The following is an 18236-nucleotide window of genomic DNA, read 5'->3' on the forward strand; positions in this document are numbered from 1 at the left end:
GCATACTGCAGCGCAATCCGATCGTGACGGGTTTAACCGCGGCGGTGGTTGGCTACCTGCTTATGAACCAGAGCCCCGAGGCTTTGGCAACAACGCTACCAAGCCTGCTCTTTCTCTTGCCCTGCCTGTTGATGATGGTCGTATGCATGAAGCATATGTCCGGCGGAAAGTGTGACAAGACCAAGGAGCCAGAGGCCAGCGAGAAGGCCTTGTTAAGCAAGAGTGAATAACTCGTCCATAATTTGGAGGCATAACATGCGTAGATCCCTTACCGTAACAGCAATCGCGATTACCCTGGCGAGCGGCTTGAGCTTCGCCGCTGCGGATAAAGAAGGCCAGAGCCAGTCCGAGTCCCATATGATGGGCGGCGGGATGCATATGGGAATGATGGAAGATATGCGCAAAATGATGGATGACTGTCGAGGTATGATGGACAGCATGTCAGAGAAGAACGCCGCCGCAGCAAAAGACACCGGCGTCTGAGAATAGCCCAACCTCCTGCGGCACCGAAAGGCAGCAACCATGTGGTCGCTGCCTTTGTTGCGTTCTGTAGATAACCAGCTGGCGGGCTTTGTTGAATATGCGAAAAACATCGTTGAGAAGCCGGATCGCAATCCTATTTACATTGGTCGTTACGATTGTCTTGGTGCTAGCCGCAATTAGCTTTAGCTATTTCTGCAGGCTACATTTCGAACGTAAAGACACCCTGGTATTAACAAGCAAAGTATCCGCAATCGAGCAGATTCTCTCAACGGAGAAAATACCTTCCAGACGTATCGCCGCATCGATCAATAACATTGTCGAGAACTCATACGGCATCACAGCAGTGCTTATGGCGGAAGATCGGCCTATATATGCATCCGGCAATGCTTCCGAGGAGATCATAAACTCCTTGAGTCGTCTGCTCGGCCAACGCTGGGCCCTAGATGTGAGCGGAAGCCAGTACTCTGGAATAACTAAATCTCTGGATGCGACGATAGACCAAGACAATGTAACCGCCTTCTTAGCGCTTGATGTTACTCATCGAGTTCATTTTTTCGACATGATCATGGAATGGTTCTTTTATACGCTTTTCGCAAGCGCCTTACTAAGCGGAATTCTCGGATTTCTCCTGATCAAGAAAGGGCTTGAGCCAATTAGCTCGCTCTCCAAGACGACCTCAACCATTACTGCCAAGTGCCTTGATACCAGCGTATCGACAGAGTCCATACCAGAAGAGTTGCATGAACTTGTTGATAACTTCAACGAAATGCTCGTTAGGCTAGATGAGTCATTTGTGAGGCTGTCAGGGTTTTCAGCAGACATCGCTCATGAGCTGCGTACGCCGTTGAATAACATGCTTACACAATATGAAGTTTGGTTGATTAAGGATCGTGACAAAGCCGACTATAAGGAAATGCTTTTTTCGTCCCTCGAAGAGCTCCGCCGCATGTCACGCATGGTTGATGACATGCTTTTTCTGGCGAAGTCTGACAATCGCTTAATTGTTCCTAACCTGGGGAAAGCCGACCTCGCCAAGTTGGCGGAGAGCGTCGTGGAGTATCACGAGTATTTGGCGGAAGATAAAGGAGTCAATTTTGACCTTAGTGGGAATGCAGCAGCCCTTGTCGACGCTCCCATGTTACAACGAGCCCTATCCAATATCATCTCAAACGCTATTCGGTATGCAGACCCAGACAGCACCATTACCATTGAATTAAGCGCAAAACATAACGTTTCAAGTATCGTAGTTAGCAACCGAGGCGCTGAAATTCCGGAATTCCACCTTGCTCGTATATTCGACCGTTTTTATAGGGTGGACACCGCCAGGCGGGAAGGTAGCACTAACAATGCGGGTCTTGGCATGGCAATTACCCGCTCTATTATTGAAGCACACCGAGGAAAGATTTTCTGTAACTCCTCTGAGAGGCTAACCTCGTTTAGCATCTACCTGCCCAACAAGCCTGACGATGTCACGCCGCAGGTCGAGCGGCCATGCCAAAACTAGCGGAGCTAGAGGGTCAAAAGCACAAGGATGATTCTTTTGCACTAGCGCAACGGCACCCGTAGGGTTTGGCATCCCACTCCTAGAGCCGCCGGACCTGCCGGCGTTGCCGCCATAGAGACAGCCCAGCGGGGCACAAGGGGAACGCATGAAGATTCTTGTAGCAGAAGATGAGCCCAAAGCCGGAGACTATCTGCAAAAGGGGCTCACCGAGGCGGGTTTCATTGTCGATTTGGTTCTTAATGGCGCTGATGCTATCCAGCAAGTATTAGGTGAGTCATATGATTTGCTTATCTTGGATGTAATGATGCCAGAAATGGATGGTTGGGAAGTATTGAGGCGCGTCCGGGTAGCTGGTCAGAATATGCCTGTATTATTTCTTACCGCTCGAGATGGGGTCGATGACCGGGTGAAAGGTCTTGAGCTGGGTGCAGACGATTATCTTATCAAGCCTTTTGCGTTCTCTGAACTGCTCGCGAGAGTGCGCACACTACTGCGTCGGGGAAGCGCCTCATCTCACGAGACAATGCTGCAGATCGCGGACCTTGAGTTAGATCTACTCAAGCGACGTGTTACGCGTGCGGGGAAAAGAATTGATCTCACCGCTAAAGAATTCTCGCTGCTTGAACTACTGATGCGGCGAAGAGGCGAGATACTTTCCAAATCACTCATTGCCTCGCAAGTCTGGGATATGAACTTTGATAGCGACACGAATGTTATTGAAGTAGCTATTCGACGCCTACGTGCCAAGATTGACGATCCGTTTGATAAAAAGCTGATTCAGACTGCGCGAGGGATGGGATACACACTTGACGAGCTCGATAATTAAGTTTTCGCGGGTGTACTACCCGCACCGGTTCTTTGCCAGAGTCCTTGCGCGATCCAGTGCAGCGCGCATGCGGGCCTAACGAATGTGGCGCATTACCCGCTCTCGCCTCGCGGGGTCGAGGCCTCGGTGGTGCCTAGCCAGTCACCAATGGGCCGCTCGCGGCGGTCTTGGCCACATACCGCCTCGAATGAAGACCTGATTGAGCGGGTGGCTTGCGCGAGCACACCGGCTCCCTGAACGGCATCACCAAGACGGTCAGCAGCCTGGACAGCAGCTTTGTGGTCTTCCTGGCCTAGCTGGTAGCGCTCATCAGCTTCGTCTTCCTGTCGACTCAGCTCGTCTTAACGCTCATTTTATCGATCTTACCGCCCTGCCCAGCTTCGTCCTCGTGCCCTTCGCTCTTGAGCAGAACTGCTTTCCTAGCCGCAAAGGCCCTAGGAATCCGATGCTATTCCGAAGGGAATCTCCGTGCTTGCCGTGATCGTCGGCATCCGATGGCGCAACATCAATTCTCGTTTGCATTCGATACACATTATCGTTTAGGGTTTACAAACACCTTACATACCGCTTTTACAAAATCAAAAATGACAGAGCCCATCTCCCCCCAGACTCATCTGCGTAATGGACAGGATGTCTATGGCTTGTTGAACTCCGTTCCCTCCCCTTTGTTATGCGAGATGATCGCTGCGGCGGGATATCACTTCCTCATTCTCGACATGGAGCATCTTCTACGCTCCGAAGAAGAACTTATGCACTGCCTTCGGGCATGCGAGCGCGGGGGCATTGCCGCCTGGTTACGTGTGCCTGCGGCCGATCCAAAGCTGATCGGACGTGCGCTCGACGCGGGCTTTCAGGCCATCGTGTTGCCCCGCGTCGAAAGTGCGAGCGAAGTCGAGACGGCCGTGGAAGCCGCCTGGTTTCCGCCGCAGGGTCGACGCAGCATCACTGGCGGGCGGGCGACCGGGTTCGGTGCTCTGTCGCTTGATGGCCATATCGCGCGGGTCAATGGCGAGCCGCGCATCATTCCGATGATCGAAAGCGCGGCAGGCCTCGCCGCGCTGCCGTCCATCCTCGAATTGCCCGGCGTAGCCATGATCCTCGAGGGCGCCCTTGACCTTGCGCTTGATCTGGGTCTTGGGCCGAATCCGCTTCATCCCAATGTCTGGCAAGCCCTTCAGCAAATGGCCGATGCCTGTGCCGATGCAGATGTTCCTTTCTGTGCCAACCCTCGCAATCCGGAACAACTGCAGTACTGGAGGACCAGAGGCATTCGCAGCTACCTCGCTGGCGAAGATCGCGGTTTGTTACTCAACGCCCTGAAAAGCCGGCTGCAAACCCTGACAACCCCAACCCTATAAAAAAAGGAAATGAAACCTAATGATTAGGAAATCCCGTGAGCTCTGCTTTTCCGTCGGTCTGCTTGCCGCAGCCGTGGCACAGGCATCCCTGGCCGAGGAGTCGACGGAGAGAAGGATTGCCCTCGACTCGATGACCATCAAAGGAGATGTACTCGGCACGGCAAGTAACGAGGAAGTGCTCACCTATCCGGGCAGCCGTAGCGTGGTTGATGCTCAGGCGCTGGATCAGGCCAGCACCCGCGGCCTCGACGATGCCCTGCAACGCGTTCCAGGCATCAGGATCTTTGATGAAACCGGCACCGGGGTTCTCCCGCAGCTGTCGGTACGTGGCCTCTACGAGAGCCGCAGCGGGCGGGTGCAGGTACTCTCCGATGGTATTCCTCTGGCACTGGCCCCCTACGGTCAGACCAGCCTGTCACTGTTCCCGCAGACCCTGGCGACAGTCGAGCGCATCGACATCGTGCGTGGCGGTGCAGCAGTGCAGTACGGGCCGAACAACGTGGGTGGCGTAATCAACTTCATCAGCCCGCCGATACCTGAAACCTGGGAAACCACCTTGCAGGAGCGCGTCACCTTCGCCGCTGGCGGGCGCCGTCTGTGGGATAGCTATATCGGTACCGGGGGCTACCTGACCGACAACTTCGGCCTGCAACTGGACCTTAATACGATCAACGGCGAATACGGCCGAGAGCATTCCGATACCGACGTTCAAAATTTCCGACTGCGTGGCCAGTGGGATATCGACGACCTGCGCGCCCTGAGTTTCGGTGTGCAGCGCTACAAGGCAGACATGGATCTCGCCGGCGCACTCAGCGTCGCCGATTACAAGGCTGACAGACGCCAGTCGACCCGAGACCTGGACCGCTTCGAGGGCGACACCGACCGCGTATGGGGCACCTACAGCCAATATCTGGGAAGTGTCGGCGCCTTCGAGGACGTGGAGTTCAGCTGGACCAACTTCGCCCAGCACAGTTACCGCAACTTCATCGTGGGCCTGCCCTTCACTCCCGATGCAACGCCGGCCACGCTACAAGATGCGCCTCGGGACTTCCGTGTATGGGGCAGCGAGCCACGCCTGAGCATGACCATTCATGGCGACAAGGTCAGCCAAACCTGGCTGGTTGGGGCTCGCCTGGTCAAGGAGGATGTCGATTTCGATGTCAACCGCACCAACCGCACCACCGGCGAATACAGCGTCATCCGCGACTGGACTTTCGATGACGAAGCCCGGGCCGCGTACATCAGCAACGCCATCAGCCTGCTGGATGGGCGCCTGACTGTCACCCCGGGTGTGCGCTACGAGCATGCGCGCATGGAGTATGCCGATGGCGTAAGCGGCGTCGAGCAGGAAACCGTGGCCGAGGAGTGGTTGCCCGGCCTGAACGTCGGCTATGCGCTCAACGACAACTGGTTCCTGTATGCCAATGCCCAGCGATCGCTGCGCCTGCCGCAGATCACCTCGATCGTGAAGGATGGTGACGTGGCGGCCGAGATTGCCTGGAACTACGAAACCGGCGTGCGCTTCACCCCTCGCGAAAACCTGCGCCTGGACGTCGGCCTGTACCGCATCGATTTTGACGACCAGATCGAATACAACCGTGCCAACGACCGCTTCGAAAACCTGGGCAGCACTCGCCACCAAGGCATCGAAACGGAAGTGTTCTGGACCCCAGCTGCGATGCCCCGTCTGGACCTGCATGCCAGCTACGCCTATCTGGACGCCGAGCAGCGCGCGGGCGCATTCAGCGGCAACGATGTGCCCTTTGCCTCCAGCCATCAGCTGGGTGTGGATGGTCGTTATCGCTTCGCCGAAGACTGGGCGTTTTCCGTCGATGGCCTCTACGTCAGCAGCGCCTACACCGATGCGGGAAACACGACAGAGGAAAACGCAAATGCTTCGGTCGGCGAGATTCCTTCCTACTGGGTATGGAACGCTGCGATCGAGCGTGAGTTCAAGCTCCAGGATGGTGTTCTGACCACCTCCGCTGGCGTGAGCAACCTCTTCGACCGCGAGTACTACTTCCGCGGCATCGATACCAGCCCCTGGGGCCGTCAGCCCGCCCCCGGCCGAACCCTGACCCTGGGGGCCAACTACCGCTTCTGACCACCTCACCGCCCGGCTCTCCGGGCGGTACTTCCTTTATCTTCGGAGACCGACATGCCGCGGCCTATCGTCATCCTCAGTCACATCGCCACACTGTCCATCACTGAAGGGTTTCTTCCCGCGGCCCACAGGCGTGGTCATCCTGTGTTGCTGCTCACCGATCATGCGCAGGACCATTGGCGTGAGCTGGACAAGCTTGGCCAATCGGCTGAGGGGTTGGAGATCCACGAGTGTGATGTGTTCAATCCACTCGCGACAATCGAGCTCCTGCAGGCGCTCGGTCAGAAGCCATTGGCGGTGTTTTCGAACAGCGATCACCTGCAAACCAGCACGGCGCTGGTAGCTGAAGCCTTCGATTGCCCCGGCAAGAGCTGGAGGTTGTGTTATGCAGCCAAGAACAAGGCGGTCATGCGTGAGCGATTGGGCCAGCTTAGCTTGCCCTGCCCGTGGTTCAGTGTGATTACGCCAGACACGGCGATCCCATCGAACATACCGTTCCCGGTGGTAGCCAAACCTCGCGAGGGGGTGGCAAGCCTGGACGTTCGCCTATGCCGGGATGCGGCCGAGCTGACCGATCACTGCAGCACGTTCTGGCAACGCCAGCCCAACCGTGCAGTGCTGCTCGAAGCCTTCCTCGAAGGCCCCCTATTCACCCTGGAGACGCTGGGCGATGGGCAGCGCCTTCAGGCCATTGGCGGGTTCGATGTCAATCTCAGCGCTCCACCGCATTTCGTCGAACTGGAAGCCCGCTGGAACGGGCCTCTGACCCAGATGCACCGACAGGCTGCTCTAGCCCAGGTTGCGGCCTTCGGCATCAACTTCGGGGTCTGCCACAGTGAATTCATTCTCACTGCTGATGGCCCTGTGCTGGTGGAAATCAACTACCGCAGCATCGGTGACGGCCGTGAATTTCTGCTTGACCGTCTACTGCCACAGGGATGGTTCGATCGAATCATGGGCCTGCATCTTGGCGACGCCCTGACGGAACATCAAAACGGCGATGCACAGGCCCTCGTGCACTATGTGATCGCACCTCGCGCTGGCCGCCTGCTCACGGCCACCGATAGCTTTCAACAGGAGCAGAACGGTTACCTGACGGACTATCAGGCATTGCGCCAAGCTGGCGAGGAAATTCGCATCAGCCATTCCAATAAGGACTATCTGGGCGTATTGCGCTTGATCTCGCCAGATGCCGGCGGCCTGCAGGCTCATCTGGCTCAGTCATGCGAACAGCTGCATTGGGAGTTTGCATGAACGCCGAACGCATCCCGGTTCGCCCCGTAAAAGAGTATGCAGCGATCAGTCAGCGGATCATCGATTGCTGCCTGCGCGAAAATATCCGCGGCCTGATCGGCCAGACCCGTCCCACTGCCCTCCCGCATGAGCTGCAGCATTGTTGGCCTGGCCCTGCCTCGGCCGTCTGGATATGCCTCGCCGATCTCACCAAGGGCGAGATGTGGGTACCCGTTCGCCTGGATGCGCCCTTGCAGACCTATAGCGCCGTAGCTGACCGCTGGTTATACCGAGACGGCGACCTTGTCGTACTCGAACACGGTTACCACCGCTGGCTCGAACATCTATCCAACGGGCTGGACGACGAAAGCCTTGCGCTGTTCGGTTCTTATATCGAGGAAGCCGACTGCGCGGTGGAACACCGACGCCTGTGCGACCAAGCCTATGCCGCCAGGGCCGAAGACATCGCCGGCATCCTAGACGAACCGGAGTGGGGCAAACGCCAACTCGGCATCGATCGTCTGGCCAGCTACCTGGACCATCCCTTCTATCCCACCGCCCGCGCAAAAAGTGGCTTTAACGCTCAGGCGCTCGAGCGCTACGCGCCAGAGTTCGCCCCTCGTTTTCGCTTGAACTGGCTGGCAGTGCCCAAGGCAGCCCTCGAACGGACCAGTCCACCACCGAGCGGCTGGCCCAGTTTCCACGAGCTGGGGCTGGAACCCAACCTTGAGAGCACCCATGCCCTGATCCCGGTACATCCGTTGACCTGGCCGGAGCTGGATCGCTTTGGCATACCGGACGGCAGTGTGCGTGCGCCGCGCTGCGCGCTGGAGGTGGAGCCGACGCTGTCGGTGCGTACGGTGGCACCAATCGAGTACCCGCACGAGCACATCAAGCTGCCACTATTGGTCCGCACACTGGGCGCGCGCAATCTGCGCTTGATCAAGCCCAGCACGCTTTACGACGGTCACCTGTTTCAAACCATTCTCCAGACGCTGGCGGCCAGCGACTCCGAATTGGGGTCCCGCTACTTGCATGTGGATGAGCAACACGGCGCTCATGTGGATGGGCAAAGCCACCTGGCTTACATTCTGCGCCGCTACCCCGCCGAGCTGGAAAATGCGGCGCTGGTGCCCGTCGCAGCACTAGCGAGCCCCCTACCCGACGGTCGATTGTTTCTCGAAGCATTGGTAGAACGTTTCCATCAAGGTGACCTGCGTCGCTGGTGGCGGGAGTATTTGGATCTGTTGTTCCAGGTACATCTGCGTTTGTGGCTCGGGTATGGCATCGCGCTGGAGGCCAACCAGCAGAATGCCGTGCTGGTTGTCGAACGTGGCAGACCGATGCGCCTGCTGATGAAGGACAACGACGCTGGCCGGATCTGGGCGCCGCGCCTGACGCAAGCCTGTCCGGCACTGGCGGACGCACCCGGTCAGCTACTGGACGAACGCATCCGCGTCCGCGACTGCCAGCCGCTGGCCGAGATGTTCTGCACTATCACGCTCCAGCTCAACATCATCGCGCCGCTGGAGGCCATGGCTACGGCCGGCCTGGTGACCCGCGCCGAGTTCTATGCCTGGATGCGCGAGCGGCTGTGGGCCTGCCTGGCGCGGCTGGAGTGTGAAGGGCTGCCCGTCGCAGAGGCGCGACGCTTGCTGATCGACCGGCCGAACCTTCCGGTCAAGTACCTGCTAAGCGCCGGCAGCCTGTTCAGCAAACAGCAGTCCGGCGCGGCGGATATCAACAAATACTACGGCTACAGCGCGGCCAATTTTCTCAGGAACCCTGTCTGATGCCGCAACGACTGATCGCCTCTGTGTTGCTCGGCCATTACCTTTCCGCCTTCACCGCTCTTGGCATCCCCCTGTATCTGCCGCGCATCCTGGAAGATCTGGCGGTGACAGTACCGGGATGGGCGATCGGCGTGCTTTACGTGCTGCCAACAGTCTGCACCGCAATAGCTGCGCCGGTCTGGGGCAAGCTGGCTGACCGCCATGGATGTCGTCTGTCCTTGTTGCGCGCCCACGCAGGGCTGGCCCTGGGTTTCCTGCTGGCCGGCTTCAGCGAGAGTCTGCCGCTGTTCGTACTGGCGCTGGTCATTCAAGGCACCTTTGGCGGCGCCATGGCCGCATCCAACGCCTATCTTGCGACGCAATTGACAGGCGAAGGCTTGTCCCGCGCTCTCAACTGGACGCAATACTCAGCGCGCCTGGCGATGCTCACAGCGCCCGTCGTAATCGGTCTACTGGCCACACGGGGGCTAGGCATCGAGCTGTACCGTTACCTGACCTGGCTACCGCTCCTCGCGCTACTACTGATCCTGCCCTTGCCTGCCGATGCGCCTCGCCTGCTCAGCAGTACCAGCAAGACGCCACCGGCGGGTGAGCTTCCGGACGACATGTGGCGTCTGCTCTGCGTGCAGTTTCTGTTCAGCTTCAGCATGGTCGTGACCTTTCCCTATTTCGTGCTGTATGGCGAGTCCGTTGGAGTCGAAAGCGATGCGATGATCGGGCTGCTCTATAGCCTGCCTCATCTCGTCTATCTGCTGGCTCTGCCTTGGGCCCAGCAGCGCGTCGGCAATGCGCTTGTTCCCGGCCTGGCACTTTTGGCTCTGAGCAACCTTCTGCAATTCATGGTGCAGCAGGCCGAGCTGTTAATGCTGCTCCGCCTGATTGGCGGGCTGGGCATGCTGCTCTGCTTCGTCGGCCTGCACCGCTGCCTGAGCCAGCGTCGCCAGCAAGGCGCCAGCGGACGCCTGTTTGGCTGGTATGACGCCAGCGGCAAGTGGGCCGGGGCTCTGGCTGGCGTTGCCGCCGGTTTGGCCACTCACGCCCATGGCGTGGCCTCTCCCTTTCTGGTCGCATGCCTGGCCACGCTCGCCGCGTTGGCCTTGGCGCGCCCTCTCGTCGCCCCTCAACAGGAGCTCCCGGCATGACTGTAGCGTTGAATTTTTCGCCGCGTGACCGCGCACTGGACGTCGACGCCCAGCGCCACGCCATCGATTGTCTGGTCAATTGCTATTTGCGCGAATATGCACTGCCACGTGGTCAGGCTACCTTCGATTACCAGACGAGGGACGTCCCGATGGGCCTGCGCCAACTTGCCGGCCACCGGGTCGGTATCCAGCTACCTGGCGGCGGACGAATGATATTGATAGCCGACCGAACCAGCGCCCTGGGTCGCTGCCGGTTCGTCAGCCCTCCTTATATCAAGGCCGATGGCCAAGGCTGGCGCCCGCTCGATCTGGATGGCCTGGCGCGATTGTTACTGGCACCGTTGGAAGGCCAAGAAAAACACCCGGAACTCCTGCAGCAGATCGACAATAGCCTTCGCATCACCCGCGTCTTCCTGCAACACATCGCCTCTGCGGGCCATGAACATCGGGACAGCCTGTTGCAGTCCGAGCAGGGCCAGGTCTGGGGTCACGCCCTGCACCCGACACCCAAGAGCCGTGATGGCGTATCCGAAACCGAGCTGCTGGCGTGCTCGCCGGAAGTCGGCGCATGCTTTGCGCTGCATTGGTTCCGGGTCGATCCGACGCTGATACGCCATCAGGGCCGCGACCCGCGCCCGCTGCTTACCCAAATCGCCGGCGGCGAGCACCTCTACCCCTGCCATCCTTGGGAAGTTCAGCGGGTGCTGGCTGACCCGCTGGTGCAGCGAGTATGCCAGGAGGGATTGCTGGAATACCTGGGGCCGCGTGGGCTCGAGCTTCACCCGACGTCCTCGGTACGCACGCTATATCACCCGGATTTATCGCATTTTTTAAAGCTGTCGGTGCACGTACGGTTGACCAATTGTGTGCGCAAAAACGCATGGTACGAGCTGGACAGTGCCGTTGCGTTAACCGATTTGCTAACGCCGCTCATGCACAGCCTCGCCCGGGAACAACCAGACTTTGCATTGATGCCTGAGCCATCCGCAAGCAGCCTGGATCTATCAGCTTTCGGCACACTCGAAGAAGCCCGCGAGGTGACCGAATGCTTCGGAATCCTCTACCGGGAGAACCTCGACCCAGCCAGCCGTTTGCGGCATCGACCGCGTGTCGCGATGTCGCTGTTCACCTGGACCCTCCACGGCCATAGCGTCTGTCGCGAAGCAGTCATGCAGTGCGCCGCGCACCAGGGCATCAACCATCAGCAGGCCGCCGAACGCTGGCTGCGTGCGTATGCCGAACGACTGCTCGCCGGTGTTCTTTTCTGCCTGTTCGAACATGGCGTAGCGCTGGAGCCACATCTGCAAAATACCCTGATCGGATTCGACGATCAGGGTCTGCCCAACCGCGTCTGGATTCGTGATTTGGAGGGTACCAAGCTGGTACCGGAATATTGGCCCTCCGAGCGCCTCGCCCACCTCGATCAGCGCACCCGGCAGTCGCTCTATTACACCGAAGACAAAGCCTGGAAACGGGTCGCTTACTGCGCTCTGGTGAACAATCTGGGCGAGGCGATATTCCACCTGGCTGACGGAGAAGCCTCACTTGAAAAGCAACTCTGGCGAGCCGCCGGTGAAATTTTGGAGGCGCAACGCCTCGTTCACGGCGACCCTTTACCGCTACGCGAGCTGTGCGCCGGCGCACCGTTACCGAGCAAGGAAAATTTCATGACGCGACTACTGATGCGCGCCGATCGCGACGCAGGCTATACCGCCCTGCCCAACCCGTTTGGCGTAAGCGTGGAGCACTGCCGATGAGCTTGCCTTCATCCGTCCGGCAGGCCATTACCGAGCTGAGCCGTAAAAGCGCGGACCCTTTGTGCGCTTATGTCTACGATCTGCCGGCGTTGGAAGCACACATTCGAGCCATGCGGGCGGTGCTGCCAGCGAATTGCGAGCTTTTTTACGCAGCCAAGGCTAACCCCGAAGCACCGATTCTGCAGACCTTGGCGCCTTGGGTGGATGGGTTTGAAGCGGCCTCTGGTGGAGAGCTGCGTTGGCTCTATCAGCACCATCCTGACAAACCACTGATTTTTGGTGGTCCCGGCAAGCTCGATAGCGAACTGGCCGCGGCTCTGGACTGCGGCGTAGCGGCTTTTCATGTAGAAAGCCTCGGCGAACTGCGCCGTCTTGCCATTCAAGCCAAGCTCCATGGAAATCCTGCGCCGGTGTTCCTGCGCCTCAACGTCAAGCTTGAAGAAGCGCCCGATAGCCGGCTGGTGATGGGGGGTAAACCCACCCCTTTCGGGCTCGATGAAGAAGCCATGGAAGAGGCGTTCTCACTGCTGGCCGCGGAGCCTTTCTTGGAGCTTCAGGGGCTGCACTTCCACCTGCTCTCCCATCAGCTCGACACCCAGGCTCATCTGAAGCTGATGCGTGAATATTTTCGCTTCTTTCACAAGATTACTGACCGGCACGGCCTTCAACTGCCGACCTTGAACGTCGGTGGCGGCATGGGCATCAACTACCAAGACCCGGAGCGCTCCTTCGACTGGAGAGCGTTCTGCCAGGCGCTTGCGGCTCTGATCGACGAGGAGGCCATGCGCGGGGTGCGCATTCGATTTGAGATAGGCCGTTTCATCGCTGCCAGCTGTGGCTATTACGTCATGCAGGTGCTGGACATCAAGCGCAACCACGGCCTGTACTTTGCCGTCGCTCGAGGCGGCACGCATCATTTCCGCACGCCCGCGGCTCAAGGTCACGACCATCCGTTCGAGATTATTCGAGGTGATGGGCCAGCAGCATTGGAAAACACCAAGGTGACCCTGGTGGGCCAACTCTGCACCCCTAAAGATGTGCTTTCGCGAGAGCAAGCTGTAGCGGCGTTGGGCGTTGGCGATCTGCTGGTATTCCCGCTGGCCGGCGCCTACGCCTGGAACATCTCTCACCGCGATTTTCTGATGCATCCACCGCCTGAGATGGTGTTTTTACGGTAGGTCTGGTTAGTTCGTCACGTTTAACCTTGCCAAGAAACGCATGGGATTGTCACAGCGCTCGCAACCTGGACAACCGTCTCGCCGGTGCCTGCCCTCACGGTCGGCCTATGGGTTAAGAAGGCAACCCAGGACAACAACACGCAGTGCGGCACCGCGCCGGCATTGAGCTTGGCTCACTCGGCGACGCCCCCGCAAGTACAGAGACGGACGAGTGGCCCGCCGGCAGCCGGAACCCGCCAGGCCGCGCGGCGTCTGTGCTACATGGACATACTCGACGACCCCACCTACCCCGAGGCCCCCTGGCACCTGACGGGCACCGCCTGCGTCTCGGCTTGGCGCGTACCGACGACCGACCTGCCACCGCCGCCGAAGGGGCTCGCCTATGCCACCCTCGGCGACAATGCGCTGGTGCTGACCATATGGGCGGCGTACCTGCCTGGCGGTACGTTGGCCTACAACGAGCTGACCGTGGCGGTGGTGGTACGGCGCCACGGCATGTTGGCGCCGGCTGGCACAGTGACGCACATCTGGGTGGATGACGAACGCTCAGCCGAAGGTGGCCGACGGCTGTGGTCCGTTCCCAAACAGCTGGGTAACTTCGTCATCGAGCCGCGCGCCAACGACAGCGGCTTCGCCGGACGGCTGACCGCTGGTGGCCAGCCGGTGGCCTCGGTCAGCTTCGAGCCGAGCATGAGCCTGCCGGGGCAACCGAGCGCCAGCGGCTTCGTGATTCAGCAGAACGATTGCGGCCTGTTACGCACCCGCTGTCGCGGGCGTGGGCGGCTGGTCACCGGACGCGCCAACTGGGACTTCGCCGCCACCGGCCCGCTGGGCTTCTTGCACCGCCGAACGCCACTGCTCAGCCTGCGGTTGCGCGATCTGCAAGCCTCGTTCGGTATCTAGCACCGCTCAGAAATCCTGTCCGGCCTCACCCGACCGCAACCAGCGGCCGAGGCCGCGTGGCCTCGGTGGTGGCAGAGCCAGTTGACGATACAACCCACGCTCGGCGAGCACCGCCTCTGCTGCCAACGCGCCGGCACGCGTCGCGCTCTCCATGCAATACGGCAAACCCGTGTCCACCCAATCACCGGCGAGCCACAGCCCCGGCTCAACCATTGTCTGCGGCCGCACGGTCTCGGTACCGGGAAACGCGGCCGGGACGGCCATCGGAATGCGATGCACCGAAGCCGACAGCAGCCGCGCGCGCTGCGCTTCTGGCGCAAACTCGGCAATCTCGCGGCGCGTGGCATCGATGATCGCCTCGTCGGACAGATGCTCGACCCGCTGACTCCAAATGATATTGCTGGCGATCAGCGCTCCGCCCTTGGTCGCCGGGCGGATATTGCTCAGATTGTAGAAATCGGTATTGAAGCTGTCCGGGCGCCATGGTCGGGCCCAGAACCGGGAAGCGGTGATTGGCCGGTCGAACCACAGGTAGCAGCTGATGTAGGGGCTAGGCTGGAACAGTCCTGCTACCTGAATCAGCGGGTGCCGGGCCGGTAGTAATGGCTCGATCGCGGCCGGTTGCACGGCCAGTACCACGGCCCCCGTCTCGATCTCGTTGCCATTGCCCAGGCTTACGCCTCGGACCCGCCCATCCCGGCGCACGAGGCCGTTCACAGGGCAACCGAGCCGCACCTCGCCGCCATGCCGGCGAATGAACTCGATCGCCGGCCAGGCATAAAGGTCGCTGAGCCCGACTCTGGGCATGCCGAAGACGATGTCATTGTGTCCCAACGCTTGGCCCAGGAGGCGCATGAGTGCCGCCGCCGAACAGCGCTCTACCGGCACTGCGAGGATGGCAATGGACGCCGACGCCCAGAACCAGTCAATGAAGAACTCGCTGACCCCGCAACGTTCCAGATGTTCGCGCCCGTTGCGGTCATCCAGTCGCATCAGCTCCGGCCCCGTGTTGCACAGGGTCTGCCAGGCTAGCCGCGTGTTGCTGAGCAGATGGCGCAGCGGCACGCTCGGCAGGATGCGCGGCAGGTTGCGCACGTAGTGCAGCGGCGCCGGCAGGCCGCCGACCTTGAAGTGCATCGAGCGGCCGCGGTCGAACACGGTCAGCAGCTCTTCGGTCTGCCACAGCACCTGGTCCGCCGTGCCCAGTCGTTCGAGAAGGGCCCGCATGTTGGCGTATTTATTGAGCAGGATGTGCGGGCCGATATCGACGCTGTCGCCCATCACCGGGTCGCTCCAGCTGCGCGCTCTCCCGCCGGGCACATCGGACGCCTCGACGACACAGACCTTCAGCCCGGCCTCCGCCAACCGCGCGGCACACGATAGCCCGGCGATCCCGGCGCCAACGATCACCGCATCGGCGTTGGCCACTAGCGCTGCTCGACCGGCCAGTCGCGCACGATCAGTTCGGCCTGCTCGAAGCCTGCCTGCTGCTTGTCGCGGTAGCCGGCCCACCAGCTGCGGCTCCGCGTGTCGACCATCGCTCGGTGGATGACCATCTCGGCGCGCTCGGTATGCTCGCCGTCTCCCTGCCACGGCCCGATCGCGGGAACACGAGTAAGGACGGTCAGCCCACCGAAACGGGCGGCCAGCGTATCGCGAGGACCACCATCAAGGTGGCCGTCAAGGTTGTCGTAGAACATCAGAAGGAGCTGGATCAGGTACATGGCAGCATCCAGGCGGTGGGTGAAGTTTCAGACCGATCCGGCAGGATGGACGTTCAACGGCGTGCGTCGGCGCCGCGACGCAGCGATTGCTCAGGCTCAGCCTTTACCGGCCAGCCTTCGCACGCAGCGCAAGGTGTTGGTGGCAATCACCGGCTACGGTTATGCGAGCACCATTGAAGATCAGATCGATACGCACACGCCGCCCGCGCTGATCATTTCGTTGGCCTCGAGCACCGGAACTCGCGCTCTACAAACCCCACGGCCGACTAAGGAATGGTTACGTGCCCCTGCTTACCCACGTCTTGGTATCGCGTCTCCAAAACCTCGGCCAGGCACCGCTTGGCCTGGTCTTCGCCGTGGATAAGGCGGATTTCGTTCGGCCATTCCGTCATTCGGGTGACGAAACCGACCAAATCGGCTTGGTCTGCGTGGGCCGAGTAGCCGCCTACGCTGTCAATGCCCGCACGGATGTCGATGCGCTCCCCGTCCAGATCGACGAATCCGCCGTCCGGCCCATGGGTCTGGATGGATCGCCCTGGCGTGCCCTTACCTTGATAGCCGACAAACACAACGTTGTGCCGTGGATCGCCCAGCATCGCCTTCAGGTAGTTGACGATCCTCCCACCGGAGCACATGCCATTGCCGGCGATGACAATAGCCGGCCGCGCAGTTCTGGTGAGGTGGTCAACGATGCGCAAATGTTCGTCGTGGTTGTCGACAGTTATGAGCTGCTTGAAGGACAGTGGCTTACGTCCTTGTTCCTGGCGGTGCCGGGCATCTTCATCCCAAAAGTCCTGCAGCTCTTTGTAGGTCTTGGTGAATCGGCTGGCGAGAGGCGAATCGAGGATGATGGGAATATGCGGCCAGTCGATATCGAGAGCATCGTCGGCGGACGTCGTCTTAGTTTCGCTGGGGGTGGTGGACGTTTCGGCCGACCCGTTTTTCTCGTGAAGGATCTCTTCCAGCTCATACAGCAGTTCCTGTGTTCGCCCGATGCTGAATGATGGAATGAGCACCGTACCCTCATCCGCCAGCGCACGCTCAATGGCGCCCTGCAGACGCTCGCGGCGGTGCGCGCGGTCTTCGTGGCGGCGGTCTCCGTAGGTACTCTCTAGAACCAGCAGGTCCGCGCGTTCGGGCGGAACCAGATCAGGCAGTATCGGCGAATGAGGCGCACCCAGATCGCCGCTAAACACGATGCGCTCGCTGCCGGACTCGGGAGCGCTAAGATCCAGTTCAACATAAGCCGAACCCAATACGTGTCCGGCCGGCTGCAGGCGCACCCTCGACTGAACCAAGTCAGTCTCATGTAAGGTGAACCAAATGCCATAGGGCAGCGCGATAATGCGTTGCCCCAAGACCTTGAGATAACGCTCCAGTTGCTCCTGGTCTCGGCTGATGGAAAGGCGGAACGCGTCTTCCAAGACGATTGGCAAGAGTCGGGCGGAGGGCTCACTGCACAAAATCGGCCCTTCGAAGCCCGCCGCCAGCAGGTTCGGAATGCGCCCGACATGGTCGAGGTGCACATGGGTCACGATCAAGGCTTTAATGCCCTCGATGGAGAAGTCGAGCGCCAACTCGTCGTCGCCCTGCGCTTCGTCTGCCCCCTGAAACTGGCCGCAGTCGATCAGTAGACTGTACGTGTCGTCCATCCAAAGTTGATGGCACGACCCGGTGACGCCTTCGCGCGCGCCGTGGTGGATAAGTTTCGGATGTTTCATCAGGTTTCCTTTGGCTGGCGATTGCTGCGCTGCGTAAACGGCTCGGAACGACAGAAAGGACGTTCCCTGGAGCATTTTTTTGGCAACGTGCCGAACGGCATAGTTTCCAGCGGTAGTACCTATTCCAGACGAGCACAGATGTTTATAAGCAGGGTGATGCAATCCCGGCGATCCGTTCAGGTGTATCCAAGAGCGCGCCGGTGCGTCCTGGCTGATAGTCAGCTGCGCCAGTGCCGAAAGGCGGGCGCTCGAACCGCTCGAAGAATGACCGTACCTACCGGGTGGTTGAAGCGAACCTGCAAAAATCTCGTGCCTAGCTTTGGATACGGAATACCTGGAACGTCATCAAGGATGGGACTCGCAACGATCTGTGCAACCGCCATCCCATGCGTATGAAGCGAACCCCAACGTCGCAGCCGGAGCAGCTTCCGATGTTTCGTCCCTTGCTCTGGACACGGCGCCGCCCGGTGCCCAGGAACATGTCAAATCGGTTCGATGAGAAAGCTGCTC

General features: G+C 59.9%; 15 protein-coding genes. 12 read left to right on the top strand and 3 right to left on the bottom strand.

What is annotated here, in order from left to right:
• Nucleotides 1-2: 2 nt before the first annotated feature.
• The 12 genes from H3028_RS20710 (at nt 3) to H3028_RS20765 (ending at nt 14281) form a co-directional block, all read left to right on the top strand.
• Nucleotides 3-230, top strand: a complete 228-nt coding sequence (locus H3028_RS20710; protein ID WP_309109580.1) for a DUF2933 domain-containing protein — start codon at nt 3-5, stop codon at nt 228-230.
• A gap of 25 nt (nt 231-255) precedes the next feature.
• Nucleotides 256-483: a hypothetical protein gene (locus H3028_RS20715; protein WP_181299090.1), complete on the top strand. Its 228-nt coding sequence runs from the start codon at nt 256-258 to the stop codon at nt 481-483.
• A gap of 97 nt (nt 484-580) precedes the next feature.
• Nucleotides 581-1987 carry a heavy metal sensor histidine kinase gene (locus tag H3028_RS20720; protein ID WP_181299102.1) on the top strand — a complete coding sequence of 469 codons (1407 nt, stop codon included), beginning with the start codon at nt 581-583 and terminating at the stop codon, nt 1985-1987.
• Between the two features lie 145 nt (nt 1988-2132).
• Nucleotides 2133-2813 carry a heavy metal response regulator transcription factor gene (locus H3028_RS20725; protein ID WP_181299091.1) on the top strand — a complete coding sequence of 227 codons (681 nt, stop codon included), beginning with the start codon at nt 2133-2135 and terminating at the stop codon, nt 2811-2813.
• Nucleotides 2814-3307: 494 nt separating this feature from the next.
• The gene (locus H3028_RS20730) at nt 3308-4171 is read left to right on the top strand and encodes an HpcH/HpaI aldolase/citrate lyase family protein (RefSeq protein WP_258237881.1); all 864 of its coding nucleotides are present in this window, start codon (nt 3308-3310) and stop codon (nt 4169-4171) included.
• 19 nt (nt 4172-4190) lie between these two features.
• Entirely contained in the window at nt 4191-6275 is a 2085-nt protein-coding gene (locus tag H3028_RS20735) for a TonB-dependent siderophore receptor (protein WP_181299092.1), read from the top strand.
• A 54-nt stretch (nt 6276-6329) separates the two neighbouring features.
• Nucleotides 6330-7529: an acetyl-CoA carboxylase biotin carboxylase subunit family protein gene (locus H3028_RS20740; protein WP_181299093.1), complete on the top strand. Its 1200-nt coding sequence runs from the start codon at nt 6330-6332 to the stop codon at nt 7527-7529.
• The gene (locus H3028_RS20745) at nt 7526-9301 is read left to right on the top strand and encodes an IucA/IucC family protein (protein ID WP_181299094.1); all 1776 of its coding nucleotides are present in this window, start codon (nt 7526-7528) and stop codon (nt 9299-9301) included. Before H3028_RS20740 ends, H3028_RS20745 begins: the two co-directional genes overlap by 4 nt.
• The gene (locus H3028_RS20750; protein WP_181299095.1) at nt 9301-10443 is read left to right on the top strand and encodes an MFS transporter; all 1143 of its coding nucleotides are present in this window, start codon (nt 9301-9303) and stop codon (nt 10441-10443) included. Before H3028_RS20745 ends, H3028_RS20750 begins: the two co-directional genes overlap by 1 nt.
• On the top strand, nt 10440-12200 hold the full coding sequence (locus H3028_RS20755) for an IucA/IucC family siderophore biosynthesis protein (protein WP_181299096.1): 1761 nt from the start codon (nt 10440-10442) through the stop codon (nt 12198-12200). Before H3028_RS20750 ends, H3028_RS20755 begins: the two co-directional genes overlap by 4 nt.
• On the top strand, nt 12197-13378 hold the full coding sequence (locus H3028_RS20760; RefSeq protein ID WP_181299097.1) for a type III PLP-dependent enzyme: 1182 nt from the start codon (nt 12197-12199) through the stop codon (nt 13376-13378). The genes H3028_RS20755 and H3028_RS20760 overlap by 4 nt, the downstream gene beginning before the upstream one ends.
• Nucleotides 13379-13639: 261 nt before the next feature.
• Nucleotides 13640-14281 (top strand): acetoacetate decarboxylase family protein, encoded by a 642-nt coding sequence (locus H3028_RS20765; protein WP_181299098.1) that lies wholly within the window; start codon nt 13640-13642, stop codon nt 14279-14281.
• Nucleotides 14282-14287: 6 nt separating this feature from the next.
• Here H3028_RS20765 and H3028_RS20770 read toward each other — a convergent pair whose 3' ends face one another.
• The 3 genes from H3028_RS20770 to H3028_RS20780 form a co-directional block, all read right to left on the bottom strand.
• Nucleotides 14288-15709: an FAD-dependent oxidoreductase gene (locus tag H3028_RS20770; protein ID WP_181299099.1), complete on the bottom strand. Its 1422-nt coding sequence runs from the start codon at nt 15707-15709 to the stop codon at nt 14288-14290.
• On the bottom strand, nt 15709-16005 hold the full coding sequence (locus tag H3028_RS20775; RefSeq protein WP_181299100.1) for a hypothetical protein: 297 nt from the start codon (nt 16003-16005) through the stop codon (nt 15709-15711). The genes H3028_RS20770 and H3028_RS20775 overlap by 1 nt, the downstream gene beginning before the upstream one ends.
• Nucleotides 16006-16271: 266 nt before the next feature.
• Entirely contained in the window at nt 16272-17726 is a 1455-nt protein-coding gene (locus tag H3028_RS20780) for an MBL fold metallo-hydrolase (protein WP_181299101.1), read from the bottom strand.
• Nucleotides 17727-18236 lie beyond the last annotated feature (510 nt).

It is taken from the genome of Pseudomonas sp. Q2-TVG4-2, from assembly GCF_013620795.1.
Lineage (GTDB): Bacteria > Pseudomonadota > Gammaproteobacteria > Pseudomonadales > Pseudomonadaceae > Stutzerimonas.